Source organism: Cnuibacter sp. UC19_7 (genome assembly GCF_042699995.1).
In the GTDB taxonomy this organism is placed as follows: domain Bacteria; phylum Actinomycetota; class Actinomycetes; order Actinomycetales; family Microbacteriaceae; genus Cnuibacter.
On the sequence record NZ_CP170560.1, the window covers coordinates 24,217 to 50,228 of the forward strand.

General features: G+C 71.5%; 26 protein-coding genes and 1 tRNA gene. 18 read left to right on the plus strand and 9 right to left on the minus strand.

Annotated features, from left to right (window positions below):
- Positions 1-88: 88 nt before the first annotated feature.
- Entirely contained in the window at positions 89-700 is a 612-nt protein-coding gene (locus ACFJGV_RS00115; protein ID WP_378145892.1) for a TetR/AcrR family transcriptional regulator, read from the minus strand.
- Positions 701-875: 175 nt separating this feature from the next.
- On the minus strand, positions 876-1,823 hold the full coding sequence (locus ACFJGV_RS00120) for an ROK family protein (RefSeq protein WP_378145894.1): 948 nt from the start codon (positions 1,821-1,823) through the stop codon (positions 876-878).
- Positions 1,824-2,100: 277 nt separating this feature from the next.
- On the opposite strand from ACFJGV_RS00120, the gene ACFJGV_RS00125 reads away from it, so the two are divergent.
- The 3 genes from ACFJGV_RS00125 to ACFJGV_RS00135 all read left to right on the plus strand — a co-directional run bounded on the left by ACFJGV_RS00125 (position 2,101) and on the right by ACFJGV_RS00135 (position 3,448).
- Positions 2,101-2,174, plus strand: a tRNA-Pro gene (locus ACFJGV_RS00125).
- 273 nt (positions 2,175-2,447) lie between these two features.
- Positions 2,448-3,176, plus strand: a complete 729-nt coding sequence (locus tag ACFJGV_RS00130) for a hypothetical protein (RefSeq protein ID WP_378145896.1) — start codon at positions 2,448-2,450, stop codon at positions 3,174-3,176.
- Positions 3,177-3,178: 2 nt separating this feature from the next.
- On the plus strand, positions 3,179-3,448 hold the full coding sequence (locus tag ACFJGV_RS00135; RefSeq protein WP_378145898.1) for an FCD domain-containing protein: 270 nt from the start codon (positions 3,179-3,181) through the stop codon (positions 3,446-3,448).
- Here ACFJGV_RS00135 and ACFJGV_RS00140 read toward each other — a convergent pair.
- On the minus strand, positions 3,445-4,050 hold the full coding sequence (locus tag ACFJGV_RS00140) for a TetR/AcrR family transcriptional regulator (protein WP_378145899.1): 606 nt from the start codon (positions 4,048-4,050) through the stop codon (positions 3,445-3,447). The two genes, ACFJGV_RS00135 and ACFJGV_RS00140, sit on opposite strands and share 4 nt — an antisense overlap.
- Before the next feature lie 33 nt (positions 4,051-4,083).
- Between ACFJGV_RS00140 and ACFJGV_RS00145 the strand changes: the two genes are divergently transcribed.
- Positions 4,084-4,590 (plus strand): GNAT family N-acetyltransferase, encoded by a 507-nt coding sequence (locus ACFJGV_RS00145; protein WP_378145900.1) that lies wholly within the window; start codon positions 4,084-4,086, stop codon positions 4,588-4,590.
- 25 nt (positions 4,591-4,615) lie between these two features.
- On the opposite strand, the gene ACFJGV_RS00150 is transcribed toward ACFJGV_RS00145, so the two are convergent.
- Entirely contained in the window at positions 4,616-5,338 is a 723-nt protein-coding gene (locus tag ACFJGV_RS00150; protein ID WP_378145902.1) for an SDR family oxidoreductase, read from the minus strand.
- 53 nt (positions 5,339-5,391) lie between these two features.
- Between ACFJGV_RS00150 and ACFJGV_RS00155 the strand changes: the two genes are divergently transcribed.
- On the plus strand, positions 5,392-5,859 hold the full coding sequence (locus tag ACFJGV_RS00155) for a MerR family transcriptional regulator (RefSeq protein WP_378145903.1): 468 nt from the start codon (positions 5,392-5,394) through the stop codon (positions 5,857-5,859).
- Positions 5,860-5,879: 20 nt separating this feature from the next.
- Here ACFJGV_RS00155 and ACFJGV_RS00160 read toward each other — a convergent pair whose 3' ends face one another.
- Both ACFJGV_RS00160 and ACFJGV_RS00165 read right to left on the minus strand, forming a co-directional pair.
- Entirely contained in the window at positions 5,880-6,365 is a 486-nt protein-coding gene (locus tag ACFJGV_RS00160; RefSeq protein ID WP_378145904.1) for a YbaK/EbsC family protein, read from the minus strand.
- A 109-nt stretch (positions 6,366-6,474) separates the two neighbouring features.
- Positions 6,475-8,208: an L-aspartate oxidase gene (locus ACFJGV_RS00165; RefSeq protein ID WP_378145905.1), complete on the minus strand. Its 1,734-nt coding sequence runs from the start codon at positions 8,206-8,208 to the stop codon at positions 6,475-6,477.
- Between the two features lie 78 nt (positions 8,209-8,286).
- Here ACFJGV_RS00165 and ACFJGV_RS00170 point away from each other — a divergent pair, with 78 nt between their 5' ends.
- The 9 genes from ACFJGV_RS00170 (at position 8,287) to ACFJGV_RS00210 (ending at position 18,370) form a co-directional block, all read left to right on the plus strand.
- Positions 8,287-9,213, plus strand: a complete 927-nt coding sequence (locus ACFJGV_RS00170) for a LysR family transcriptional regulator (RefSeq protein WP_378145907.1) — start codon at positions 8,287-8,289, stop codon at positions 9,211-9,213.
- Between the two features lie 81 nt (positions 9,214-9,294).
- Complete coding sequence (locus ACFJGV_RS00175; protein WP_378145909.1) at positions 9,295-10,374, plus strand: permease; 1,080 nt, start codon at positions 9,295-9,297, stop codon at positions 10,372-10,374.
- Positions 10,364-11,167, plus strand: coding sequence for a TIGR03943 family putative permease subunit (locus ACFJGV_RS00180; protein ID WP_378145910.1), 804 nt, complete (start codon positions 10,364-10,366; stop codon positions 11,165-11,167). The genes ACFJGV_RS00175 and ACFJGV_RS00180 overlap by 11 nt, the downstream gene beginning before the upstream one ends.
- Positions 11,164-12,447 carry a hypothetical protein gene (locus tag ACFJGV_RS00185; RefSeq protein ID WP_378145911.1) on the plus strand — a complete coding sequence of 428 codons (1,284 nt, stop codon included), beginning with the start codon at positions 11,164-11,166 and terminating at the stop codon, positions 12,445-12,447. The genes ACFJGV_RS00180 and ACFJGV_RS00185 overlap by 4 nt, the downstream gene beginning before the upstream one ends.
- Before the next feature lie 80 nt (positions 12,448-12,527).
- Entirely contained in the window at positions 12,528-13,493 is a 966-nt protein-coding gene (locus tag ACFJGV_RS00190) for a 5'-3' exonuclease H3TH domain-containing protein (protein WP_378145913.1), read from the plus strand.
- Entirely contained in the window at positions 13,486-14,505 is a 1,020-nt protein-coding gene (locus ACFJGV_RS00195; RefSeq protein ID WP_378145914.1) for an LLM class flavin-dependent oxidoreductase, read from the plus strand. The genes ACFJGV_RS00190 and ACFJGV_RS00195 overlap by 8 nt, the downstream gene beginning before the upstream one ends.
- A gap of 103 nt (positions 14,506-14,608) precedes the next feature.
- On the plus strand, positions 14,609-15,388 hold the full coding sequence (locus tag ACFJGV_RS00200) for a hypothetical protein (protein WP_378145915.1): 780 nt from the start codon (positions 14,609-14,611) through the stop codon (positions 15,386-15,388).
- Between the two features lie 95 nt (positions 15,389-15,483).
- Positions 15,484-16,446, plus strand: a complete 963-nt coding sequence (locus ACFJGV_RS00205) for an aldo/keto reductase (RefSeq protein WP_378145916.1) — start codon at positions 15,484-15,486, stop codon at positions 16,444-16,446.
- Between the two features lie 310 nt (positions 16,447-16,756).
- Positions 16,757-18,370 (plus strand): ABC-F family ATP-binding cassette domain-containing protein, encoded by a 1,614-nt coding sequence (locus ACFJGV_RS00210; protein ID WP_378145917.1) that lies wholly within the window; start codon positions 16,757-16,759, stop codon positions 18,368-18,370.
- A 316-nt stretch (positions 18,371-18,686) separates the two neighbouring features.
- Here ACFJGV_RS00210 and ACFJGV_RS00215 read toward each other — a convergent pair whose 3' ends face one another.
- Entirely contained in the window at positions 18,687-18,905 is a 219-nt protein-coding gene (locus ACFJGV_RS00215) for a hypothetical protein (protein WP_378145918.1), read from the minus strand.
- A 174-nt stretch (positions 18,906-19,079) separates the two neighbouring features.
- On the opposite strand from ACFJGV_RS00215, the gene ACFJGV_RS00220 reads away from it, so the two are divergent.
- The gene (locus ACFJGV_RS00220; RefSeq protein ID WP_378145919.1) at positions 19,080-20,789 is read left to right on the plus strand and encodes a cellulase family glycosylhydrolase; all 1,710 of its coding nucleotides are present in this window, start codon (positions 19,080-19,082) and stop codon (positions 20,787-20,789) included.
- Here ACFJGV_RS00220 and ACFJGV_RS00225 read toward each other — a convergent pair.
- Entirely contained in the window at positions 20,776-21,018 is a 243-nt protein-coding gene (locus ACFJGV_RS00225) for a hypothetical protein (RefSeq protein WP_378145920.1), read from the minus strand. The two genes, ACFJGV_RS00220 and ACFJGV_RS00225, sit on opposite strands and share 14 nt — an antisense overlap.
- 113 nt (positions 21,019-21,131) lie before the next feature.
- On the opposite strand from ACFJGV_RS00225, the gene ligD reads away from it, so the two are divergent.
- Entirely contained in the window at positions 21,132-22,160 is a 1,029-nt protein-coding gene (gene ligD / locus ACFJGV_RS00230) for a non-homologous end-joining DNA ligase (protein ID WP_378145921.1), read from the plus strand.
- 16 nt (positions 22,161-22,176) lie between these two features.
- Here the strand turns inward: ligD and ACFJGV_RS00235 are convergent, their stop codons facing one another.
- Positions 22,177-23,241, minus strand: coding sequence for an ATP-dependent DNA ligase (locus tag ACFJGV_RS00235; protein WP_378145923.1), 1,065 nt, complete (start codon positions 23,239-23,241; stop codon positions 22,177-22,179).
- Positions 23,242-23,375: 134 nt separating this feature from the next.
- Between ACFJGV_RS00235 and ACFJGV_RS00240 the strand changes: the two genes are divergently transcribed.
- Positions 23,376-24,686, plus strand: a complete 1,311-nt coding sequence (locus ACFJGV_RS00240; protein ID WP_378145925.1) for an O-acetylhomoserine aminocarboxypropyltransferase/cysteine synthase family protein — start codon at positions 23,376-23,378, stop codon at positions 24,684-24,686.
- Positions 24,686-26,002 (plus strand): LLM class flavin-dependent oxidoreductase, encoded by a 1,317-nt coding sequence (locus ACFJGV_RS00245; protein ID WP_378145926.1) that lies wholly within the window; start codon positions 24,686-24,688, stop codon positions 26,000-26,002. Before ACFJGV_RS00240 ends, ACFJGV_RS00245 begins: the two co-directional genes overlap by 1 nt.
- Positions 26,003-26,012: the final 10 nt, after the last annotated feature.

Genomic DNA, 26,012 nt, shown 5'->3' on the forward strand with positions numbered 1-26,012 from the left:
GCATTTGCATGTACTCGCTCCAACAAGGGTAGCAGGCGAGGTATTCCCGGGGTTCGGCGGCTCGGGGATTCGGGGGTTCGGGGGTTCGTCAGCGGGTGATGCGCGGCCACCAGGGCGGCATCGTGTCGACGACATCGGCCGCGAACACCTCGACGTCGGTGCGGTCGGAGGCGGCCCACAGCTCGAGTGCACCGACCAGCCCGCCGGCGACGTGGGCGGCCAGCACGGCGGGGTCGTTCTGGAGCGCCAGGTCGTGACGGCGCCAGACCTCGACGGCGAGATCCGCCCTGGCGCGCATCCGCTCGCTCAGGGTGCGGCGGAAGCCCGCGTCGTTCGTCAGGGCGAACAGGCGGCGGTAGACGGGTCGGTTGTCGAGGATGTGCTGGAGCTCCTCGATCAGGGCGACGTCGTAGGCGCCGGCCACCGCATCCGCGGTGAGGTCGTCGAACGCCTCGGGGGAGCCGCCGACGTCGGCGAGGGAGTCGAGCATCCCTGCGAACACGTCTGACGCGAACGCTTCGATCGTCGGGTAGTGCCCGTAGAAGGTGGTGCGGTGCACGTCGGCTTCGCGGCAGAGCTGGGCGACGGTGATGTCGGCGAGGTCGTGCTCGGCCAGGAGGGTGAAGAGGGCGTCCTGGAGGGCCCGCGACGTGCGGGCGGCCCGGGGTTCGAGCGGGTTCTGTTGTCGAGCGCTGCTCACTGCTCGATTATGGCGTGCGCCGCGTCGAAGGGCGACCACCCCGTGCGCGGGTCACGCGCTGCGTGCGGCGGTGGCTCCGCCCTCCGACTGCGGTTTCGCCACGCTGGTGGCGTTTCGCCACGTGCATGCGTGTGGCGGAACGCCAAGGGTGTGGCGGAACGCGCGCGGGCGGCGGTCAGGGGAGGAGGTCGGCGCGATGCACGAGGCCGGCGGCGCCGACGAGGGGGCCCGCGTCGGAGAGCGCCGAGGGGACGACCTCGACGCCGCAGATGGTGGGGAAGGGGGCGACCTCGTCGATCCGCGAGCGGATGAGGTCGAAGAGGTCGGGCGTGACGCGCGAGAAGCCGCCGCCGATGGCGACCGCCTCGAGGTCGACGAGGGCGCAGACGGACGCGATCGCCTCGCCGATCGCGTCGGCGCAGCGCTCGACCGCGGCGACCGCGCGGGCGTCGCCGTCGGCGTAGTCGCGGGCGAGGTCCTCGCCGCGCTCGCCGGTCCAGCCGAGGCTCTGCGCGAACGCGACGGTGGCGGTGCCCGAGGCGACGCCCTCGAGCGTGACGCTGAGGTCGCGTCCCGCCTGTTCGTGCGTGCGGATCTGCACCTGTCCGATGTGGCCCGCGTTCCCCGTGCGGCCGGCGATGAGCTTGCCCTCGAGGATGAGCCCGCCGCCGATCCCGGTCGACACGATCATGCCCATGGCGTTGCGGCGGCCCTGCAGGGCGCCCGCCCACAGTTCGGCGAGCAGGATGCACGTGCCGTCGAGGCGCAGGGTGGTGGGCAGTCCGCTGGTCTCGGCGACGAGGTCGGCGAGCGGATATCCGCGCCAGGCGCCGAGGTTGATGGGGGAGACGGCTCCGCGCTCGAGGTCGATCGGTCCCGCGCTGCCGACGCCCGCGCCGACGAGGTCGGTCGCGGCGATGCCGTGGGCGCTCTGCGCTTCGGCGAGCGTCGCCCTGATGGCGTCGGCGACGGATGCGGCGAGCTGGTCGGAGTCGGATCCTGCACCGGTGGGGCGGCGGTGGCGTGTTCCCTCGACGAGGGTCGCGTCGTCGCGCACGAGGGCCGTTTCGACCTTCGTGCCTCCGACGTCGACTGCGAGAGCGAGCTGGGGCGTCTTCGTCACTGCGCTATTCCATCACAGATGACATCGATGACATGTGAGGAGAGCGCCGCGGAGGCCGTTCGGATACATCCCCGCGGCGCTTCTCGCTTGGGATTCTATGCAGACTCATGGGTTGAGTTCGAATCGAGGGGATGCCGCACCGGCGCGTCGTTATCGTCTTGAGACACTCGGTGCCGGAACACCAGGCGCGTCGGGTGCGCGTTCGGCGTGTGTCTTCGGGTGGGTCGCGGAGGCGCTATCATGGTCAAGTTGTCCGGCGAGAGTCGGGCGAAAGTCACGGGCTGTGGCGCAGCTTGGTAGCGCACTTGACTGGGGGTCAAGGGGTCGCAGGTTCAAATCCTGTCAGCCCGACAGAACGACGGAAGGGCCGCCCAATCGGGCGGCCCTTCCGTCGTGGTGGCGCGCTGTCCGGACGCGGAAGCTGTTCATGGGCCCACGCCGCGGAGAGGCTTCGCGAGTCGCGTTCAGAGGCGCGTGGAGGGCGCCGACGGGGAGCCAAGTCCTGTCAGCCCGACAGGAGAACCCTCGTGGATCGAACGACCTGCCAGGCCCTTCGTCTCGTCCGGACAAGCGGGGGGCTCCAAAGAGGCTCCGCTCATCCACACTCGTTGCCAAAATATCGGGATGGCGAACCACTATGACGACGACTTGTCAGTGCATCAAGGCCTGAACCTCATCCAAGAGTCAGACTCTGCAAAGCACCTGCTCGCTTATGGGATTCGGGCGATCCGGACAGCGGCGTTCATCGAAACGACGCGCGACCCGATCATGACGATGCTTTCCATTGGCGTCGAGAAGATGCTGAAACTGGGGCTGGGCCTCAGTCATTTGGCATCGAACCGAGTCTGGCTTCCCGTGTCGGTCCTCAAGAACGACTACCGGCACAACCTCATCAAGATGGAGGCTCTGCTGCGAGAAGAAATCCGAGACAACGTCGGGCGCGCGACACATCGCTACTTCGTGGACGAGGCGCTCGCCGCTGTGGACTCCGACCCGGTGTGGGCCCCTCTCGTTGCCGCATTGAACCGTTACGGGCAAGAGGGGCGCTTCTACTACCTAGACGCCCTTGCCGAGAATCCGCAACGAGAAGAGAGCCCGCAGGCATTCTGGGATGCCGCTGAGCGGGTGGCGCTCGAGAGCGAGCCCGAAATTAACGCTTACTTCCAGCGTATGATGACGGACTTATCGCTATCAGACGAGTTCTATCGGAGGTTGAACGCGCGGATAGCAGACAGCTTGCAGCGCTACTGGGACCTGGTTGCGATGGCCGGTGTTCAAGGTGTGTTCGGGGACAGGGGCTCAGGCTGGGGCCACGACTTCAAGAACGTCGGCCGTCAGGTCGCGGGCAGTTAGTTGTGGGGGATCGCGACATGGCCCTGCATCGGGCCATCGTCGTCGCTGCCCACAACGAGGTGCTGCTTAACCTCTTCAACGGGTTCGTCCCGCGCGTCCGTCGCGCGATGATCGAGATGCTTCGCCTCCGTCCCGTCCCCGACGAAGCGGCGGATCAGGGTGCCCACGCCGCAGTCCTCGCCGCCGTCGCCGATCGGCGTGCTGAGGACGCCGCGCGAGCGAGTCGGGCGCACCTGGACGCTCTGAAGGCGAGCGTCACCGGATCCGCCTAGGGCTGGGCCGGGTCCACCGGGTTCCGCAGCGCGGCCGCGAGGGCGATGTCGAGGGCGGAGCGCTGCGCATCCGGGGTCCAGCGCTCGGGGTCGCCGGCCGCCAGCACGGTGATCCCCTCGAGGGAGGCGCCGAGCGCCGCCGCGCGGACGGCGGCGGACTCGAGAGGGAGCCGCGTCGCGGCCTCGAGCAGGCGTGTGAGCCGCTCGACGAAGGCGCGGCTGTTGCGCACGTGCCGCTCACGGAGCACGGGATCGCCCAGCGCCGCGGCCAGGAAGGCGACCCAGGCGCGGGCCTCGGCGACACCGTCGTCGTCGAGGGCGAGCGCGCCGAGGGACACCGCGCGCACGGCGGCCGCCGGATCGGGGGCGTCGGCCTCGAGGGCATCCGCCCGGGCGCGCGTGCGCTCGTGCAGCACGTCGCGCGCGTGGAGGAGGAGCGCGCGCTTGTCGGGGAACGTGTGCAGCACGAGGCCCGTGCTGCATCCGGCGCGCGCGGCGACCGCCCGGAGCGTCAGTCCGGCGGGGCCTGACTCGGCAAGCGTCGTGAAGACCGCCTCGGAGAGACGCGCCCTCTGAGCGGGCTCGTCGCGCATCCGGGGCATGTCGGTAGCGTAACAGATGTTACGGTAACATTCGTGACGGAGAGGATCACCATGCCCTGGACCATCACCACGACCCCGTTCGACGACCTCGACGCAGACCGGCTCCGCCGCGCCCAGCGCGCGGAGCTCGACGCGAGGTACGGCTCCGACGACCACGAGCCCGGCGTCATGCCGTCCGCCGCCGATGTGCCCGTGTTCCTCGTGGCCCGAGACGAGGAGGGCTCCGCGATCGCCTGTGGCGGCTTGCGTCCGCTGCCCGACACGGTGCTCGGCCCCGGTGCGATCGAGATCAAGCGGATGTACACGGCGCCGGGCGCACGCGGGACCGGCGTGGCCACGGCGGTGCTCAGGGCGCTCGAGGAGGAGGCGCGGCGGCTCGGCGCGGCGCGGCTCGTCCTCGAGACGGGGACGGCGCAGCCCGACGCCGTCCGCTTCTACCAGCGCGAGGGCTACAGCCCGATCCCGCTCTTCGGCTCGTACGTCGGATCGGAGTACTCGGTCTGCTTCGGTCGAGACCTCGGTGACGGGCCGGTCGCCTGAACGATCGGCCCGCCGAGGAAGGGGCTCAGGCACCGAGGAGCGACGTGACCTTCTCGTAGAAGGGAGCGGGGTCCGACGCGAGCGACGCCTTCACCATCGCGGACCAGTCGTCGACGACGATCTCGATCGCACCCGACTCCAGGCCCGCAAGCGCAGCACGAGGGACCTCGCGCGGGTGGATCATCGGACCCTCGTAGCCCGCCATGATGTCGGTGTCGGCGGCGCCGAGGTGCACACCCTGCACCAGGGTGCCCTGCGCGGCCAGCTCGAGGCGGACCGCGTTCGTCATGTTCCACTCGGCCGCCTTCGCGACCGCGTAGCCACCCCCACGGGGGGCGGCGAACCACGACAGCGCCGAGAGCACGTTCACGATCGCGCCGCCGCCGTTCGCGGCGAGCACGGGGGAGAAGGTGCGGATGACGTCGAGCGTGCCCCAGAAGTGCGTGTCGAGCTCGCGACGGATGTCGGCGAGCTCGCCCGTCACGAGGGCCGCCCCGGTCGAGATGCCCGCGTTGTTCACGAGGATCGTGACATCGCCGGCGGACGCGGCCGCTGCGGTGATGGAGTCGTGGTCGAGGAGGTCGAGCGGGAGGGAGACCACCCGGGGGTCGTCGATGTCGAGGGTCTCGGGCCGGCGGGCGGTGGCGTAGACCTTCGCGGCCCCGCGGTCGAGGAGCTCGAGGACGAACTGGCGTCCGATGCCTCGGTTGGCTCCGGTGACGAGGGCGATCTGATCGGTGATGTTCATGGCTGCTACGGTAGAACTTGACGTTGACGTCAAGGGCAAGTCGGGGCGTCGCAGTGGCACGTCGACACCAGGAGAAGGGCGAGCGGATGCGCATCGGAGAGGTCGCGGAGCGCGCCGGCGTGAGCACGCGGGCGTTGCGATACTACGAGGAGCAGGGGCTCCTCTCCTCCGAGCGCACGCCCAGCGGGCAGCGCACGTACCCGGAGTCGGCGGTCGAGAAGGTGCAGCTCATCCAGCAGCTCTTCACCGCGGGGCTCCCGAGCCGCACGATCGTGCAGCTCATGCCGTGCATCGAGGCGGGCGTGAGCTCCTCCGAGGCGTTCGGGCTGCTGGCGGCCGAGCGGGATCGCATCACCGCCGCGATGGCCGACCTCGCCGCCGCGCGCGACGCGCTCGACCGCGTGATCGACATCGCCGTGCATCCCACACCCGAGCACTGCCCCGCGCTGCGCGAGCCGGCGTGGACGCCCTACCGGGCAGCCGGGTCGGCGCCGTCGGAGCAGCGCCCCGCCCTGGTCTGAAGGCCGCCAGTCCGCGGTGATCAGTCCGCAGCGACCCGGAGGGGCCGGCCGCTTGTGAGCGCGAGCAGCTCGGCGTAGCTGAGCGGGAAGACCGTGTGCGGGGTTCCGCCTGCCGCCCAGAGCACGTCGTACTCGGCGAGCGACTCATCGACGGCGGTCGGGATCGGCGCGGGATGACCGACCGGCGCGACGCCGCCGATCGGCTGACCGGTGAGCGCCTTCACGAGCTTGGCGGGGGCCATCGACACCGACTCGGCGCCGAGCTGCGTGGTGAGGAGGGCGGTGTCGACGCGGTGGCGGCCGCTCGTCATCACGAGGATGGGCTCGCCGTCGGCGAGGAACACCAGGCTCGAGGCGATCGCGCCGGCCTCGCAGCCGAGCGCGGCGGCGGCCTCGGCGGCCGTGCGCGTCGAATCGGGCAGCTCGCGGACCTCGCCCGCGAGCCCGGCGGCGCGCAGCTGCTCCTGGATGACGCGGCTGCGCTCGGGAAGGGTGTCGTCGGTCATGGAGCCACGGTATCGAACGGGAGTGCGCAGAAAAATGCAGGGGATGAGGTCCTTCGTCCACCATTGATGGACGAAGGACGTCATCCCCCGCATTCTTCGCGCTCACTTCTCACTCGACGAGCTTGCCCGCCACCGACACGTCGCGGATGAGGGCGGCGATCTCCTCGGGGATCGGCGGGATCGACTCGCGGGTGACCGTGCCGTCGGCCGACCACACGAGGTTCACCTGCATCTCCGGGTCGAGGTCGGGGTAGTCGGAGCGGTTGTGGCAGCCGCGGGTCTCGCGCCGCTCGAGAGCCGCCTGCAGCGTCGCCCGCGCGGCCAGTGCCGACGAGCGGAGGTCGAACGCGTGCGCGAGGTCCTGGTAGCCCGCGATGTCGGGGTGGACCCCGATGTCGCGCATCCGATGCTCGATGGCGTCGAGCTCGGCGAGGCCGGCGAGCAGACCCTCCTCGTCGCGGACGACGCCCGCGTGCTCCGTCATCGTGTTGCGGATGGCGCGCTGCAGCGCGCGCACGTTCTCCTCGCCGTCGGCGGCGAGGAGGTCGGCGATCTCCTGTCTGGCGAGGGCGACCGCGGAGGCCGAGCGCTTCTGGGAGGTGAGCTCGACCGAGTACGTCGCCGCGGCCTGGCCGACGATCCGCCCGAAGACGAGGAGCTCGATGAGCGAGTTGCCGCCCAGCCGGTTCGCGCCGTGCAGGCCGCTCGAGGCCTCGCCGATCGCGTAGAGGCCCGGCACGTCGGTGCGGTGGTCCTCCGGGCGCACCCAGACGCCGCCCATCGAGTAGTGAGCGGTGGGCGCGATCTCGATCGGCTCCTTCGTGATGTCGAGCATCTGCAGCTCGAGCATCGTCTGGTAGACGCGGGGGAGGCGCTTCATGATGGTCTCGCGAGGCAGGTGTGAGACGTCGAGCCAGACGCCGCCGTTCGGGGTGCCGCGTCCCTCCTTGATCTCGGTGTAGCAGGCCAGCGCGACGCGGTCGCGCGTCGAGAGCTCGAGTCGATCCGGGTCGTAGCGATGCATGAAGCGCTCGCCGAGGCCGTTGCGGAGGATGCCGCCCTCGCCTCGCGCCGCTTCGGAGATGAGGGTGCCGGCGGCGTTCTCTGGCTCGATGATGCCCGACGGATGGAACTGCACGAGCTCCGGATCGCGGAGCCGCGCTCCCGCCTCGACGGCGAGGCGGAACGAGTCGCCCGTGTTCTCGTCGCGACGTGAGGACGTGCGCCGCCAGATGCGGTTGTGGCCCCCGGCGGCGAGGATGACCGCATCCGCGTGGATGAGGTGGCGTGTGCCGTCGGTGAGGTCGAAGCCGTAGGCGCCGAACACGGCGCCGTCGTCGTTCGTGAGGATGCGCGTCACGTAGACGCTGTCGAGGATCGGGATATCGAGCTGAGCGGCCCGGTTCACGAGCGTGCGCTGGATCTCGAGCCCCGTGTAGTCGCCGGCGAACGCCGTGCGGCGGAAGGTGTGCGCGCCGAAGAAGCGCTGCGAGATCCGGCCGTCCTCCTCGCGGGCGAAGGGCATGCCGTAGCGCTCGAGGTCCTCGATGCCCCGGGCAGCGCCGGAGGTGACGATCTCGACCGTCCGGGGGTCGGCGAGGAAGTAGCTCTCCTTCATGGTGTCGGCGGCGTGCTGCTGCCAGGAGTCCTCCTCGTCCATGGTGCCGAGCGCCGCGTTGATGCCGCCGGCCGCGAGGGAGGTGTGCGCATCCGATCGAGGGCGCTTGCCGAGCACCAGCACGTCGATGCCCGCCTCGGCGAGCTCGATGGCCGCTCGGAGGCCGGAGCCCCCGGTCCCGATGACGAGGACGCTGGTGGACGTCTGTCGTTCGTATGAGGTCATGGGGACGACGGTAGGCGTCCACCGTCGATGACTCCAATGCATCTTTTGCTTTGGATCGATGCGGATAAGCTATTGAACATGAACCTGGAGCAGCTCAGGAGCTTCATCGAGGTCGCACGGACGGGGCACTTCACGAACGCAGCAGAGGAGCTCCACCTGGCGCAGCCGTCGCTGAGCCGGCAGATCGCCGCACTCGAGCGCGACCTCGGTGCACCGCTGCTCACGCGCGACCGTGCCGGCAGCCGGCTGACCGCGGCCGGCGAGGCGCTGCTGCCACTCGCCCGCCGGATGCTCGCCGACGCCGACAGGGTGCGGCACGACCTCGCCGAGCTCGCGGGGCTGCGTCGCGGGCGGGTGCGGCTCGGGGCGACGCCGACCCTCTGCATCAGCCTGGTCGCCGAGGTGCTCAGCACGTTCCACGCCGCGCATCCTGCGATCGAGCTGCACCTGTCGGAGCACGGCTCACGGCGGCTGCTCGACCAGCTCGCCGCCGGGGAGCTCGACCTCGCGCTCATCACCACCTCCGACCCCGCGGCGGCCGAGCGGTTCGCGGTGGGCCCGCTGCTCGTCGAGGAGCTCGTCGTCGTCTCGGCGGCGTCCGCGCCCGCCGTCACCACGCGGTCGAGCATCTCGCTCGCGGAGGTGGCGGCGCTGCCGCAGATCGTCTTCAGCTCGACGTACGACCTGCGCGGCGCGACCGATGCCGCCTTCGCCGCCGCGGGGCTGACCCCGGAGGTGGTGCTCGAAGGCGCCGAGATGGATGCGGTGCTGCGTTTCGCGGAGCGCGGGCTCGGCGTCGCGATCGTCCCGGCGATGGTGCTGCACGACCGGGCCGGGCTGCGGTCGGTGCGCCTTCGCGATCCGAAGCTCAGCCGCACCATCAGCCTCGCACGGCCCGTGGACGTCGAGCCCACGGCCGCCGTCGCGGTGATGCAGCGCACGGTCGCGAGCACGGCCCGCGCCTTCGCCGCCGGCGCCGGGGCGACGATGCGTCTCGCGTCCTGACCCGTCAGGAGATGCTGAGTCCTCCGCGACTCGCGGGGTGGGGTGGCGGTTCCGGCGGGGGCGCGGATCTAGTGTCGTCGCGTGTCGACCGCACCCGAGCTGCTCGACGACGCCGCGACGACGACGCCGGAGGCCGACGTCGTCGCATCAATGCGCGCCGCCGAGACCGCCCGACTGCGACGGGCGCGCCTGCGCACGCGCCTCCTCGTCGTGCTCGGCGTGATCGCCGCGCTCGTCATCGCCCGGGCCCTGGCGCCCGCGGGCTGGTTCTCGTGGATGGACGATCAGCTCGGCGACGGCGTCACCCTCGCCCTCAGCGTCGTCATCGAGTCGGTGCCGTTCGTGGTGCTCGGCATCCTGCTCTCCATCGTCGTCAGCGTCTGGCTCCCGCAGGGCCTCCTGGCGCGGCGCCTTCCGAAGAACCCGGTGCTCCGCCGACTCTGCCTGTCCCTCCTCGGGGTTCTGGTGCCGGTGTGCGAGTGCGGCAATCTGCCGCTCAGCCGCGGACTCATGCTCTCCGGGGTCGCCGTCGCCGACTCCGTCACCTTCCTGTTGGCGGCGCCGATCGTGAACCCGATCACGATCATCACGACGTACGAGGCGTTCGGCTGGTCCGACGGCATCCTCGTCACGCGCATCATCGGCGGGCTCGTGATCGCCAACCTCGTCGGGTGGATCTACAGCCTCCACGCCCGCCCGGAGCGCCTGCTGTCGTCGCGGTTCCGGATGCTCTGCGACGCGCCGACGACGCATTCCGGATCGCGGACCGGCCGGTCGCTGCGGATGTTCGCCGCCGAGTCGTCGTCGACGCTCCCCGCCCTGCTCATCGGATCCGGGGTGGCGGGCGCGATCCAGGTCGTGGTGCCGCGTTCGGTGCTGCTGACGGTGGGCACGAACCCCGTGCTCAGCGTGTTCGCGATGATGGCGCTCGCGTTCGTCGTCGCGATCTGCTCCAACGTCGACGCGTTCTTCGCGCTCTCGCTCGGCAACGCGGCGATGTCCGGGGCGATCGTCGCGTTCCTGCTGTTCGGGCCGATGATCGACGTGAAGATGCTCGCGCTCATGCGCACCACGTTCTCGCCGCGGCTCCTCGTCGGCGTGACGGCGTTGGTCGCCGCGTCGGTGGCCGTGATCGGGTTGGTGATGAACAGTGTCGGCTGATCGATTCGCCTCACGGTGGGTGGGGCTCGTGCTCGTCGCGCTCACGGCGGTGGCGACGCTGTGGTTGGCCGTGACCGGGCGTCTCGACCTCTACGTGCATCCGCGGTACACCGTGTTCGTGGTGGTGATGGCGCTCCTCGCGCTCGCGGCGGCGATCGGCGCCGCCGTGGTGCTCTCGTTCCGCGAGGGGGCGGACGCGCACGCCGGGCACGGGCACGCCGGCGAGCATGAGCGTGGAGACGGGCACGCCGGCGACGTGGACGGCGCTCCCCGCCGACGGGCCGGCACGAGGATCGCCGTCGTCACCGGGTCGGCGGCGCTCGTCGCGGTGTCGATCGTGGTGCTCGTCTTCGCGCCGCCCCGCACGCTCTCGGTCAGCGCGGCGGCCGCGCGCACCGACTCCACGGTCGGCGCGGTGCAGGGCGCGTCGGAGCCCTCCGGCGATCCGTCGGCCTACACCGTGAAGGACTGGTCGAACCTGCTGCGCCAGGGCCGCGACGACGAGGTCATCGGCCAGCGCGCCCAGCTCATCGGCTTCGTGCAGGCCGACCCCGACGATCCCGACTCCTTCGCGCTCTCCCGCTTCGTCATCACCTGCTGCGCCGTCGACGCGCGGCCGACGAGCGTGACCGTCTACTCGCCGGGCTGGTCCTCGACTCTCGGCGTCGGCGACTGGGCGAGCGTCGGCGGGACGTTCGCCGCGAACCCGAGCGTGCTCTCGATGTCGTCGGTCGCCCTCCTGCCCTCCTCGGTCGCCCCTGTCGGCCAGCCGTCGAATCCGTACCTGCAGTGAGACGCGATCGCAGGTTCGTCGTCGCGATGGCCGCCGTGCTCGGCTCGCTCGCCGTGATCGCCGGCGTGCTCGTCGTGGTGGGCGTGGTGAAGGGGCCGACGCTCACCGGGTCGCAGGTGAACCTCCGGGCCGCGGAAGCGGCATCCGGGCAGAAGCTCGTGCTCGCCTCCGACCAGGCGCTCGACGAGACGGTCGCGCCCAACGTGACGGTCGTGCCGGACGTGCCGGTCACGGTGTCGGTGCAGGGGACCACCGTGACCGTGCAGCTCGAGGCGCCGCTCTGGTACGCCACCGACTACACCGTCTCGGTGCGTGGGGTCGCGGGGGCCGTGGGCGGCGGACGGTCGGACTGGACCACGGGCCTCAGCACGCCCGATGTCTCCGACCTCCTCGTGCTCCGTCACGGCGCAGACGGCGACGAGATCGTCTCCGTCGGCGCGACGAGGGACGACGAGGTCGTGTACCGGGGCGACGGGATCGTCGCGTACGCGGCCACCGCCTCCGATCTCGCGGTCGTGCAGCGCGACGGGAGCACGGGGTCGGATGCGGTCACGGTCGTCCCTCGACAGGGCGGCGACCCCACCGTGCTGGCCTTCCCGGCGGCGGGGACGGTGACCAGCCTGCGAGCCTCGCCCGACGGGTCGATGCTCGGCCTCACCTACACGCAGCCGCAGACCGCCTTCACCGCCGCGGGGACCGACCTGCTGTTCACCTACGACCTGGCGCGGGGCGGCGGGCTGCCCGAGCTGGTCCCCGATGACCGGGGCGAGCAGATCTCGGCGGTGGACTGGGCGTTCGTGCCCGGGAGCGCGCAGCTGGTCGCGGTCACGCCGGGCGGCCGTCTGCTGAGGGTGGATGCGGTGGACGCGTTCACGGGACAGGCCGTCGCGACCGACGTGGGCTCGGCCGACGGCATCCGCGGCACGCTGCCCGGCACCGGGGGTGTGGTCGTCGACGACGGTGGTGCGCCGGCGGTGGTCACGGCGGACTCGGTCACGCCGGAGCCGTGGCGGCTCGACGGGAGCTCCCCGATGCAGGTGATCGTCGACGAGCAGGGCTCGACGCTCTCGGTGTCGCCGCAGGGTGCCCTCGTGCTCGACAGGGCGTCGGGGGAGACGTCGACCGTGGTGGCCGCGGGCGAGGGGATCACCGGGGTGTGCATCTCGAGGAACGGGCTCTACTCCGTGGTCACCACCAGCGGGGGCGAGACCGAGGTGGTCTCGCTCGCCGACGGCAGAGTGCTCCTCCGCGCAGAGGGCACCGACCCGAGCTGGTGCTGACGAGCCGCGCAGCCGCACCCGTGTGTCGCCCTGCGAGGGGTCGGGGGCGCCCTGTCGGGAGTGTGCGCCAGGATGGGAGCATGAGCTCGAGCGAGAACCTCCAGCCGGGCGAGCGGACGATGCTGCTCGACACGGCGGCGATGTACTTCCGCGCCTTCTACGGCGTGCCCGACACGGTGAAGGCACCCGACGGCGCCCCCGTCAACGCGGTGCGCGGGCTGCTCGACGCGATCGCGAAGCTCGTGACGACCTACCGTCCCACCCGCCTCATCGCCTGCTGGGACGACGACTGGCGTCCCGCCTGGCGTGTCGACCTCATCCCGTCGTACAAGACGCATCGCGTGGTCGAGCTCGTGCCGAGCGGCCCCGACGTCGAGGAGGTCCCCGACCTCCTCAGCCCCCAGGTGCCGGTGATCGTCGAGGCGCTCACCGCCCTCGGCATCCCGATCGTCGGCGCCACGGGCTACGAGGCCGACGACGTGATCGGCACGCTCGCGACCACCGCGTCGGGGCCGGTCGACATCGTCACGAGCGACCGCGACCTGTTCCAGCTCGTCGACGACGACCGCGGCATCCGCGTGATCAACACCGCCCGGGGCATGAGCAACATCGAGCTGGTGACCGACGCGGTGGTCGAGCAGCGCTACGGCATCACGGCTCGCCAGTACGCCGACTTCGCCACCCTCCGCGGAGATCCGTCCGACGGGCTTCCCGGGGTCGCCGGCATCGGCGAGAAGACGGCGGCCACGCTGCTGCGCGAGTACGTCGACCTCGAGGGGCTCGTGGCCGCGGCAGCTGATCCCTCGTCGAGCCTGACGAAGTCGCAGCGGGCGAAGATCGACGCAGCGGCCGACTACCTCCTCGTCGCGCCGACGGTCGTGAAGGTCGCCCGCGACCTCGATCTCGACCTCGACGACTCCGACGGGCGTCTGCGCGGCCTCGACGACGAGGCGCGGGCGACCGTCGCGGCGCTCGCCGAGCGCTGGGGGCTCGGGTCCTCGGTCGACCGCGTGGTCACCGCACTGGAAGGGGCAGCGGATGCCTGAGCAGGGACGGCCGCTCGAGGGCCTCGGGTTCCTCACCATCGGGCTCTTCGACCGCAACGATCCGGGGTCCGGTCACGAGAACACCCTCGAGCTCATCGAGCGGGGAGAGCAGCTCGGGTTCGACTCGGCCTGGCTGCGCCATCGGCACCTGCAGTACGGCATCTCCTCGCCCGTCGCGGTGATGGCGGCGGCCTCGCAGCGCACGTCGCGCATCCGACTCGGCACCGCGGTGACGCCCATCGGGGCCGAGAACCCGTTCCGGCTTGCCGAAGACCTCGCGACCGTCGACGTGCTGAGCGGCGGGAGGCTGAGCCCCGGCTTCAGCTCGGGCCCGCCCATGCGGTTCGACGACTACAAGGAGGCGATCTACCCGGACACCTGGCAGGTCGAAGACCTCGGCTACGACCGCCTGCTGCGTCTACGCTCCTTCCTGCGCGGCGACGAGGTGAGCCCGTTCTCGGGCCGCGAGGGCATCGAGGAGTACTCGTCCCGCGTCGAGCCGCACGCCCCGGGCCTCGCCGACCGGCTCTGGTACGGCGCCGGCAGCATGCGCAGCGCCACCTGGGCGGGCGAGAACGGGTTCCGCCTGCTCACCTCCAGCGTCGTCTCGAGCGAGCACGGCACCGACTTCGCCACCAACCAGGCCGAGCAGATCCTCGCGTACCGGGCGGCGCATCCGGACGCAGCGCGGGCTCGCGTGTCGCAGGGACTCGTGGTGATCCCCACCGACTCCGCGACCCCGTCGCAGGTGGAGCGCTACCGCGCGTACGCCGAGTCGCGGAACGCGCGCGTGGGCGTGCCCCAGGGGCCGCGGGGCATGCTCTTCGCCGCCGACATCGTGGGCACCTCGGCCGAGATCGCCGCGCGTCTGCAGGCGGATGCGGGCTACCGGCTCGCCGACGAGGTGGCGTTCGCGCTGCCCTTCAGCTTCGAGCGCGACGACTACGTGCAGCTGCTGAACGACATCGCCGGCACGCTCGGGCCGCTGCTCGGCTGGCGTCCCGCAGCCTGAGAGTGCCGGATGCTCGCGGGCCGTTCCGAGCATCCGCTGGTATTTTGAGAGCCCGGCGCGGGTGGTCCGCGCCCGCTGCGGCCGACACGCCGCCCCCACCCCCATGAGCTTCCCCTTCCATCGCCCCAACGACACCGGCCGGCTCTCGACCGGCACTCGCCGCGTGCGCACGGTCGTCGTCGTAGCCGCCGCGGCGGCGGCGTTCGCGCTCGTGTCGCTGACCGCGATCGTGCCACCCGGGCAGGCACCCGGCGCGGTGTCCGACCTGGCCGACGGATCGGGCGCCGACGGATCGGGCGTCGTGGGATCGGGCGCCGCCGGAGCGGGCGCCGCGGCGGCGGCGTCGCAGGGGGACGTGGTCATCGGTGTGGGCGACGGGCCGGGGCAGCAGACCATCTCCGTGCCGCAGAGCGTGGCGCAGGTGCTCGTCTCGCGCGACGGGTACTCCGGCACGACCGCGCTCGACAAGCTCCGGCAGAGCGGCACGAACCGCGACTGGGCCGAACTCGTGATGATCTTCGGCGGCTTCCCCCGCACCGAGTCGAACATCACCGTGATGCTGCGCTGGATGCGCCAGGAGAACGGTCCCGACGACTGGTGGCTGCGCAACAACCCCCTCAACAACGGGTGGGGATCGGGCGGCGGCAGCGGGCTGGGAAGCTACGCCAACCTCGTCATCGCCGCCGAGAACTGCGCCGAGGCGCTCCACGAGAACTCCGGCTACGCCGCGATCCTCGCCGGCTTCGAGTCATCGGCGCCCACCTCGCAGATCGAGTCGGCGATCTGGGCCTCGCCCTGGGCGAGCAGCCATTATGCCAACGGGGCGCACTGGTCGTCGTCGCCCGTCCCGCTCTACACCGCCCCCGCCGCCGCCTGGGGTTGAACCGCCCGGGGTCGAGCGGTCTCCGCCCACGTGGGGCCGGCGTCGGCCTCCCGTCTCGCCGCGTCTGGTGGACGCGCGGCTCGTAGGCTGGAGGCATGAGCGACAGCAGCGCCGACGACACCAGCCCCCTCGCGTCCCGACTCGGGCTCGGGCTGGCGGCGATCGGGCGGCCGGCGTACATCACGGTGGGGCGCGACGACGACCTCGGCGAGGGTGCCGACCGGTCGATCGAGGGGATGCGCGAACGCGCGCACGCGCTGCTCGACGCCGCGTGGTGGCTCGGCATCCGCTACATCGACGCCGCGCGGTCGTACGGGCACGCGGAGGAGTTCCTCGGGTCGTGGCTGGCCGCGCATCCGGGGCGTCGCGACGAGCTGACGATCGGGTCGAAGTGGGGCTACGAGTACGTCGGCGACTGGCGGATGGACGCCGATGTGCACGAGCGCAAGGAGCACAGCCTCGCCATGCTCGACCGGCAGTGGGGCGAGACCGTCGAGGCGCTCGGCACCGAGCCCGACGTGTACCTCATCCACTCGCTGACGCCCGACAGTCCCGCCCTCGGCGACGACGCGCTGCTGGCGCGGCTCGCGGAGATCGCCGACGGGGGAGTGCGCGTCGGGTTCTCGACCTCCGGGCCGTCGCAGGGTGAGGTGCTGCGAGCGGCGCTCGCGCGTCCGGATCTGCCGTTCACCGCTGTGCAGACGACGTGGAACCTGCTCGAGCAGTCGGCGGGAGAGGCGCTCGCCGCGGCGAACGACGCGCGCTGGCTGGTCGTCGTGAAGGAGTCGCTCGCCAACGGGCGGCTGACCCCCCGCGGCGACGAGCCCGCGGCGGAGGCGCTCGCGGCAGAGGATGGCCAGCCTCTCGACGGGCTCGCGATCGGCGCCGCGGTGTCGCACGCGTGGGCCGACATCGTGCTCACGGGCGCGGTCACACGGAGGCAGTTGCGCGAGAACCTCGGCGCGCGTGTGCCCGCCATCCCGGAGGAGCGGCTGGCCGAGCTCGCCGAGGACCCGGCGCGGTACTGGGCGGAGCGCACGGCCCGCGCCTGGAGCTGATGCGGGCGCTGTCCTGCGCGCCTGCGCGCGTGCGACCGGGTGCGGCGGGGTGCGGGTCCGGCGGGCGTGGTTTCGCGGCCTGTCTGGCGTCCCGCGTGCCCAATGGCTGCGCGAGACGCCAAAGAGGGCGCGAAAGCAGACGTGGTTGCGCTCGGGGTGGAGTTCGTGTGAGGATCGTCGGCGTCCATCCGACTAGTGAGGCTCCAGTGAAGATCGTCGACCGGTTCACGCCGCGCATCCCGCGCTGACCGACGTCGACTCGATCTCCGGCTCCGTCGTCAGCGCTTCCGCTGACAATCCGAGGAGCCTCATGCCCACCCATCACACCCCTTCCGTCGTGCTCGACCGCGTCTCGTTCGCGTGGCCCGACGGCGACATCGTCCTCGACGACCTCACCGCCGCATTCGGATCCGGACGCACCGGACTGATCGGCGACAACGGCTCGGGCAAGTCCACGCTCCTGCGGCTCGTCGCCGGGACGCTGCGGCCCAGCTCCGGCACAGTCGTCACGACGGGGTCGGTCGGCGTGCTGCCGCAGCGGCTCACGCTCCACACCGACGAGACGGTAGCGGCGCTGCTCGGGGTCGACGGCACCCTGGCGGCGCTGCGCGCCATCGAGTCCGGAGACGTCTCCGAGAGCCTCTTCGACGTGATCGGCGACGACTGGGACGTCGAGGCGCGTGCCGTCGCCGCGCTCGACGCGGTGGGCGTGCCCACCGATCTCGACCGCCGGGTGGGTGAGCTGAGCGGCGGCGAGGCCGTGCTCACGGCGCTGGCCGGTCTGAGGCTCGCCGCGCATCCGGTCGTGCTGCTCGACGAGCCGACGAACAACCTCGACCGCGAGGCACGGCAGCGCTTCGCCGAGAGCCTCGACGGCTGGCCCGGTGCGCTGATCGTAGTGAGTCACGATGTCGCGCTCCTCGACCGGATGGACGAGACCGCCGAGCTGCGCGCGGGCGACGTCGAGGTGTTCGGGGGCGGTTACACCGATTTCCGTGAGCACCTCGCGCGAGAGCAGGAGGCGGCCGAGCGCGCCCTCCGCGGGGCGGAGCAGACGCTGCGCGTGGAACGACGCCAGCGGATCGAGGCCGAGACCGCGCTGTCGCGTCGGGCCCGGTACGGGCGCACTGACTACGAGAACAAGCGGATGCCGAAGATCATCATGAACTCGCGGAAGAGCTTCGCCCAGGTCTCGGCCGGCAAGCTCCGCGGCAACCTCGACGATCGGGTCGAGGCGGCGAGGCGATCCGTCGACGAACAGGCGGCGCGGGTGCGCGACGACGACCGCATCCGCATCGACCTGCCCGACCCCGGGGTGCCCGCCTCCCGCAGCATCGCCACGTTCAAGGACGTGGCGACGGGACGAGAGACGATCGTGCGAGGTCCCGAGCGGATCGCGCTGGTGGGGCGGAACGGTGTGGGGAAGACGCGCCTGCTCGAGTCGCTCGTCTCGGGCGGAGCTACTGCCGGCGCAACGGTGGGCGCGCGCGCCGACACTGACCGCATCGGGTACCTGCCGCAGAGGCGCGATGAGCTCGTGGACTCCGACAGCGTGCTCGACAGCGTCCGCCGCCGGGCACCCGGGCGGACGCCCGGCGACGTGCGGGCCATGCTCGCCCGGCTGCTGCTGCGCGGCGATGTGGTCGACCGGGCGGTGGGCACGCTCTCTGGTGGCGAGCGGTTCCGGGTGGCGCTGGCCGGGCTGCTCGCGGCCGACCCGCCGCACCGGCTGCTCGTGCTCGACGAGCCCACGAACGACCTCGACCTGGCGAGCATCGACGTGCTCGTCGACGCGCTCGCGGCCTACCGTGGCGCGCTCCTCGTGGTGAGCCACGACGACGCCGTCCTCGGCCGGCTCGGCATCACGATGTGGCTCGAGCTGACCCCTGGCGGGCTCCGGGAGGGGCGCCCGGCCCACGGGTGACGGCGGCCCGCAGAGGGTGGGGGTCGCGCCCGCTGCGGGTTGCGCCCGCTGTGCGCGCCGTCACCGCTCCCTGGGCCCCGCCGCGCCGCTGCGCGGGCGCAACCCGTCACTCCGCCCGGGGCGGGCGCCCGTCGGGCCCGGGCGGGCGGGCGTCGGGTGCCGCGCGCCGGCCGGCGGCCAGCTGCCGCATGAGTCGCCCGCCTCCTGCCGTGAGAACAGGATGACCGCTGAAAGGTACGCTCACGCGGCACATGCAGCCGTATTCGCGTCGAACGTGCTCTCAGGCGACCTTTCTGCGGTGACGGCAGCGACGGGGTCAGGCGGCGGCGCGGGCGACGTCGTGCTCGATGATGTCGAAGCCGGTCTCGAGCTCGGAGCGGTCGACGGAGTGGACGTCGAAGTCGTGAGTGATCGTGTAGAGGTCGAGTCGGAGACGGGCGGCCTCACCGGGCGCCTTCTCGGCCGCGTGGTCGATGGCGGCGTGGAGGTGGCGCCGTCGGAGGATGAGCTCCCGGGTCCAGGTCGTGGTGGTCATGTCGTGCTCCTTCCATCCAGGTGAGACGACCGTAGGTCCGCACCCTGTCCGTCGGCTAGGGCGTGCCTCGGAGTCGCCGTCGTGTTTCCTTCCGTGACGACGTGAGCTCGCTCTGAGTTGGATTACCATGTCCCACACCAGCACGCAGATGGCGAGCCGGAGGTCGGGGGAGCCATGAGCGCGCAGGCGGTGATCGGCGGGCGCACGCGCAGGCTGCTCCGGGTCGCCGCGGTGGCCCTCGCGGTGCTCCTCCCGGCGACCGCGCTCGCGGTCGCGCAGCCGCCGTCGCCCGCCGTCGCGGCGACCTCCGGATGGCTGCACACCGACGGCGCCGCCATCAAGACCGAGGCGGGTCAGACGTACACGATCAAGGCGGTCGCCTGGTTCGGGATGGAGACGTCCAACTGCGCGCCGCACGGGCTCTGGTCGATCTCGCTCGACGCGGGCCTGGCGTCGATCGCGTCGATGGGCTTCAACACCATCCGCCTGCCCTTCTCGAACGAGTGCCTCGCGCAGTCGTCGAGCAACTCGATCAACTCCAGCGTCAATCCCGACCTCGTGTCGCTCACGCCCCTCCAGTTGATGGACACCGTGATCGCGAAGGCGAAGACCTACGGCCTCAGCGTCATCCTCGACCGTCACCGCCCCGACTCCGGCGCGCAGTCCGAGCTCTGGTACACCGACCGCTACAGCGAGAAGCAGTGGATCGCCGACTGGACGATGCTGGCCGACCGCTACAAGAACGACCCGACGGTGATCGGCGCCGACCTCCACAACGAGCCCCACGGCCAGGCGTGCTGGGGATGCGGCGACCCCGCCCGCGACTGGCAGGCCGCCGCCACCCGCGCCGGCGACGCGGTGCTCGCCGCCAATCCGAAGCTGCTCATCGTCGTGGAGGGCGTCGAACGCCAGGGCGACGGCTCGTCCACGTGGTGGGGCGGTGGGCTGGCGGATGCCGGGGCGAAGCCGGTCACGCTGAAGGTCGCCGGGCGCGTGGTGTACTCGCCGCACGACTACCCCTCGACCGTCTTCAACCAGACGTGGTTCCAGGCCGCCGACTATCCGGCGAACCTCGAGGGCGTGTGGGAGAGGAACTGGGGCTACCTCGTCGCGAAGGGCACGGCGCCCGTGCTGCTCGGCGAGTTCGGGACCAAGTACGAGACCGCCAGCGATCAGGCGTGGCTGAAGACCCTCGTCGGCTACCTGGGGAAGAAGGGCATCAGCTTCGCCTACTGGTCGTTCAACCCGAACAGCGGCGACACCGGCGGGCTCGTGACCGACGACTGGACCACGAAGCAGACCGCCAAGCTCGACGCGCTCGCACCCCTTCTCGGCCCCGGCAGCACCGTGACCCCGGCGCCCACCGCCACACCGAAGCCCACCGCCACCTCCGTCCCGAAGCCCACGGCCACGCCGAAGCCGAGCCCGACGCCGACCGCGACACCGAAGCCGACGACGAGCCCCGCACCCACGCCGAAGCCCACCGCGACGGCCACGCCGAAGCCCACGGCGACCCCGAAGCCGAGCCCGACGCCCACACCGAAGCCGACCACCACCCCCAAGCCCACGACGCCCCCCTCGGGCACGACGCTGACCGGGAAGTGGATGCTCCAGAGCGCCTGGGGCGAGGGCTACGTGGCCGAGATCGAGCTCACCGCGACCGCGAAGGCGTCAGGCTGGACCGCGACCTGGCCCGACACCTCCGCCACCTCCGTGGTGAACTCCTGGGGCATGGACTGCACCGTGAAGCCCAAGACGAGCATCACCTGCACGGGCAAGGACTGGGCCGGATCGCTGCAGCCGGGTCAGACGGTGCGCGTGGGTGTGCAGGTGGCCGCGCCGAAGGCGCCCACGTCGCCGAAGCTCACCGTCACCGCCCGCTGAGCCCGCCCCCGCCGGTGCCGCCACCGCCACCCGGACCCGTGCCCGTGTCCGCGGACGCGCTCACGCGATCCGACGGATGCGGCCGTCGACTGTCGTAGTCCTCGCGGGTCGCTGCGGACCCGTAGCCGTCGCCGCGCCAGCAGTGCACCGCGGCGATCGCCCCGGCGGCGACCACGATCATTCCGCCCATCATCACCATCACCATGCCGATCTCCTCCTCTGCGTCCAAACTGGCTTGACAATAGAATCCAATCGCGGGGCACGGGTCGGGTTCAAGACGCCGATCGGCCTCAGGTGGCCTCATTCCTGCGCGAGTTCACGTGCCGTGGATAGGTTTGACCCATGGCAAGCGAAGCCACCGTGCTCACCGTCGACGGACCCCACGGACCGCGGGAGGTGCGCATCTCGAGCCCGTCGCGCGTGCTCTGGCCCGAGCTCGGCATCACCAAGCTCGACCTGGCCCGCTACCTGGTCGACGTGGGGGAGGCGTTCGTCCGGGCCAACGGCGACCGACCGGTCTCGCTGCAGCGCTTCCCCGAGAACGTCGACGGCGAGGACTTCTTCTCGAAGAACCCGCCGCGCGGCACACCGGACTACGTGCGCTCGGTGACGGTGACGTATCCGAGCGCCCGCTCGCATCCGCAGCTCGTCATCGACGAACCGGCCGCGGCGGTCTGGGCCGCGCAGATGAACACGATCGTCTTCCATCCGTGGCCGTCGCGGGCGGAGGATCCCGACAACCCCGATCAGCTGCGAATCGACCTCGACCCTCAGCCGGGGACCGGGTTCGAGGAGGCCATCCCCGCGGCGCTCGCCCTGCGCGAGGTGCTCGCCGAAGCAGGGCTCATCGCGTTCGTCAAGACCTCCGGCAACCGGGGCCTCCACGTGTTCGCGCCCATCGAACCGGTGCGCGAGTTCCTCGACGTCCGTCACGCCGTCATCGGCGCCGCCCGCGAGCTCGAGCGGCGGATGCCGGACAAGGTCACCACGGCGTGGTGGAAGGAGGAGCGCGGGGAGCGCGTCTTCGTCGACTTCAACCAGGCCAACCGCGACCGCACGATCGCGGGCGCCTACAGTCCGCGGGCGCTGCCGCACGCCTCGGTGTCGTGCCCGATCACCTGGGACGAGCTCGAGACCGCCGATCCGAAGGCGTTCACGATCCTCACCGTGCCCGACCGGCTCCGCACCGTCGGCGACCCGTGGGCGGGCTTCTCCGACGAACCGGGCACCATCGACACCCTGTTCTCGTGGTGGGAGCGCGACCTCGAGAACGGGCTCGGCGAGCTGCCCTTCCCGCCCGACTACCCCAAGATGCCCGGCGAACCGCCCCGGGTGCAGCCGAGCCGGGCCAAGAAGCCCGCGGCCGACTGAACCGAGGGCGCCGGACTCAGCTCAGCACCTTCGACAGGTCGTACGCGACCGGACGATCGAGCTGCTCGAACGTGCACGAGCGCGGCTCCCGATCGGGCCGCCACCGGTCGAACTGCACGGTGTGACGGAACCGCATGCCCTCCATCTGGTCGTACCGCACCTCGAGCACACGCTCGGGTCGCAGCCGCACGAACGACACGTCCTTGCTCGCCGAGAATCGGCTGCGGTCGGTCTCGCCCTTCACCGCCTCGCCGGACTCGTCGCGCTCGACGTAGGGCTCCAGCTCGTCGACGAGCTCCTGCCTGCGCTTGTCGCTGAACGCCGAGGCGCCACCCACTCCTCTCAGCTCGCCGTCGGCGTCGTACAGCCCGAGCAGAAGCGACCCCACCCCTGAGCCGCTCTTGTGCACCCGGTACCCGATGAGCACGACGTCGGCCGTGCGGTGGTGCTTCGTCTTCAGCATCACGCGCTTGCCGGGGGCGTACGGGCTCGCGAGAGGCTTCGCGACCACGCCGTCGAGGCCGGCGCCCTCGAACTCGACGAGCCACCGACGCGCGGTCTCGACGTCGTCGGTGGTGCGCGAGACGTACAGCGGATGCGACAGCCTGCTCGAGAGCGACTCCAGCGCCGTCCTGCGCTCGGCGAACGGCCGCGAGGCGAGGTCGTCGTCGCCGAGGGCCAGCAGGTCGAAGGCGACGAAGGTCGCCGGGGTCTCGGCGGCGAGCTTCGTGACGCGACTGGCGGCGGGATGGATGCGCTGAGACAGCGTCTCCCAGTCGAGCCGCTCCGACCCGGGCTCGCCCGTGCGGACCACGATCTCGCCGTCGAGCACGCAGGGCACGTCGATCTGCTCGGCGAGCGCGGCCACCAGCTCGGGGAAGTACCGGGTGAGCGGCTTAGATCCGCGACTGCCGATCTCGACGCCGCCCGGATCGCCGGTGCCGTCGACGTAGGCGATGCCGCGGAAGCCGTCCCACTTCGGCTCGTAGGAGAGCCCGCCCGAGACGGAGCCCGGGTCGGGCACCCCGTCGACGGCCTTCGCGAGCATGGGGGCCACCTGGTTCGACGCCGAGACGAGCATGCTCCGATCCTGGCACGGGGTAACAATCCGTCGTACTCGTGCGGGCGGGGCCCGGCCTTTGCGACAGTGGACCGTCGAGATGACGACGGATCCGCGAGCACAGCGACGGATCCGACAGCACGGGAGGAGCGGCGATGGCCGACGAGGTGGGATTCGCCACGCAGCAGGTGCACGCGGGGGAGCGGCTGGACGGCGACAGCGCCGCCCGCATCACGCCCATCCACCTCACCGCGGGCTTCGTGTTCGACGACTTCGACCAGGCGCGCGATCGCTTCCACGGCGACGTGGAGGGATTCACCTACACGCGCCTCGGCAACCCGACGACAGCGGCGGTCGAGCGCAAGCTCGCGGCGCTGGAGCACGGTGTCGACGCGATCGCCGTCGCCAGCGGCCAGGCCGCCGTGACGGTCGCTCTCCTCGCCCTCCTCCGCTCGGGCGACCGCATCCTCGCCTCCCGCAGCATCTACGAGGGCTCGCGCGGCCTGTTCCGCGAGAACTTCGCGAACCTCGGCATCGGCGTCGACTTCGTCGACGACCCGCGCGACCTGGAGGAGTGGCGGGCGCGCATCCGCCCCACCACGCGTGTGCTGTTCGGCGAGTCGATCCCGAACCCGAAGAACGACGTGCTCGACATCTCGGGTGTGGCCGGGGTCGCGCACGACCACGGGCTCCCGCTCGTCGTCGACTCGACGCTCGCGACGCCCTACCTCGTGCGCCCCATCGACTTCGGCGCGGATGTCGTCGTGCACTCCACCAGCAAGTTCCTGGCCGGTCACGGGGCGTCGCTCGGCGGTGCCGTCGTCGACGGTGGCCGGCTCGACTGGGCGGCGCGGCCGGAGCTCTTCCCGCAGCTGACCTCTCCGGCGGCGGCCCTCGGCGGCCGCAGCTACGTCGAGCGCTTCGGCGACCGCGCGTTCGCGGAGTACGCCCGCTCGGTGGTCGCGGCCCGCTTCGGCCCCACGCTGTCGCCGCTGCACGCGTTCCTGCTGCAGCAGGGGATCGAGACGCTGTCGCTCCGCATCGAACGGCACTCCGAGAACGCGCTCCAGGTGGCGCGCTGGCTCGAGGAGCAGCCGGAGGTGGCGAGCGTCGACTACTCCGGCCTCGAGTCGAGCCCGTACCACGGGCTGGCGAAGCGCTACCTGCCGCGTGGGCAGGGCTCGGTGTTCGGCTTCACCCTCGCGGGCGGCGAGCCGGCCGCCCGGGCCGTTGTCAATGCGGTGACGCTGTTCTCGCGCATGACGCACCTCGGCGACGTGCGGTCGCTCATCCTGCACCCGGCGACGACCACGCACTCGCTGCTCAGCCGGGAGGAGCTGCACGCGAACGGCATCCATCCGGGGCTGCTGCGGCTCTCGGTCGGCATCGAGGACGTCGAGGACCTGCTGCAGGATCTTGCCCAGGCGCTCGCGGCGTCGCGTCGAGCACGGCTCGAGGTGGCCTGATGGCCAGACCGCAGCACTTCGGCTGGTTCTTCGCCCGCGGCTTCGGCCCCCAGGGCTGGGGCAACCCGGCGTGGGACTGGGGCTACCGGTGGACCGAGCCGCGTCTCTACCAGCACTCGATCCGCGAGCTCGAGCAGGCCGGGCTCGACCTCGTCATCATCGAGGATGCCCTCTCGCTCGGCACCCCCGAGACCGTCGACCTGCGGGTGCGCTCGGCGTACGGCGGCCCCAAGCACGACCCGCTGCTGCTCACCCCGTACCTCTTCGCGGCCACGGAGCGCATCGCGATCGCCCCCACCGTGAACGCCGGCGCCACCCCGCCTTATCTCGCCGCCCGGCAGTTCTCGACGCTCCAGCACCTGAGCTCGGGCCGCTTCGGCGTGAACGTGGTGACGGATGTGAAGAGCGCCCGGCACTTCGGCCTGCAGGAGATCGCCCACGACGCCGCCTACGACCGCGCCGAGGAGTGGCTCGCCGCCATCGAGCAGCTCTGGGGCAGCTGGGGTGAGGGTGCCTACATCGGCGACGCCGCGACGGGGCGCTTCGCCGACGGCACGCGCCTGGAGGCCACCGAGCACCGGGGAGAGTACTTCGACGTCACCGGCCCGCTCAACGCCCTGCCCACGGAGGAATCGCCCCTCATCGTGTCGCCCGGCGGCTCGGGGCGCGGGCTCGGGTTCGCGGGGGCGCACTCCGACGTGCAGCTGGCGCTGGCGCCGCTGAACCCGGAGAGCGTCCGCGCCTACCGGGAGCGTGTCCGCGGAGCCGCCGCCGTGGCGGGTCGCGATCCCGACCACATCAAGGTGCTCTTCGTGTTCAAGCCCGAGATCGTCTCGAGCAGCGAGGAGGCCGATCGTGTGGTGGCCGCGTCGGCGCATCCGACCGATGATCAGCTCGCCGCGATCATCCTCGGTCAGTCGAGCGACCTCGAGACCGACCTCACCGTGCTCGACCCGGATCGGCCCGTCGACCCTGCGATCTTCGGACAGCATGTGTCGCAGGGCTCGATCCGCGGCCTGCTCGGGCCCTACGAGTCGTTCGCCGACGCCACTCTCCGCCAGCTCGCGACGGCCAAGGCGCGCAAGGGGCGCATCTCCGACGGCTCGGGCTTCGTCGGCACGGCGGACGAGGTGGCCGACTTCATCGAGCGTCTGGGCGCCGAGGCCGACAACGACGGATTCATCTTCTCGGGAGACCTGCACCCGGTGACGATCCATCGCACACTCGACGAGCTCGTGCCGATCCTGCGGCGCCGCGGGGTGCTGCGACGCGACTACCCGTCGGGTGGCTCGCGGGCGGCGCTGCGGGAGTTCTAGCGCGGGGCGC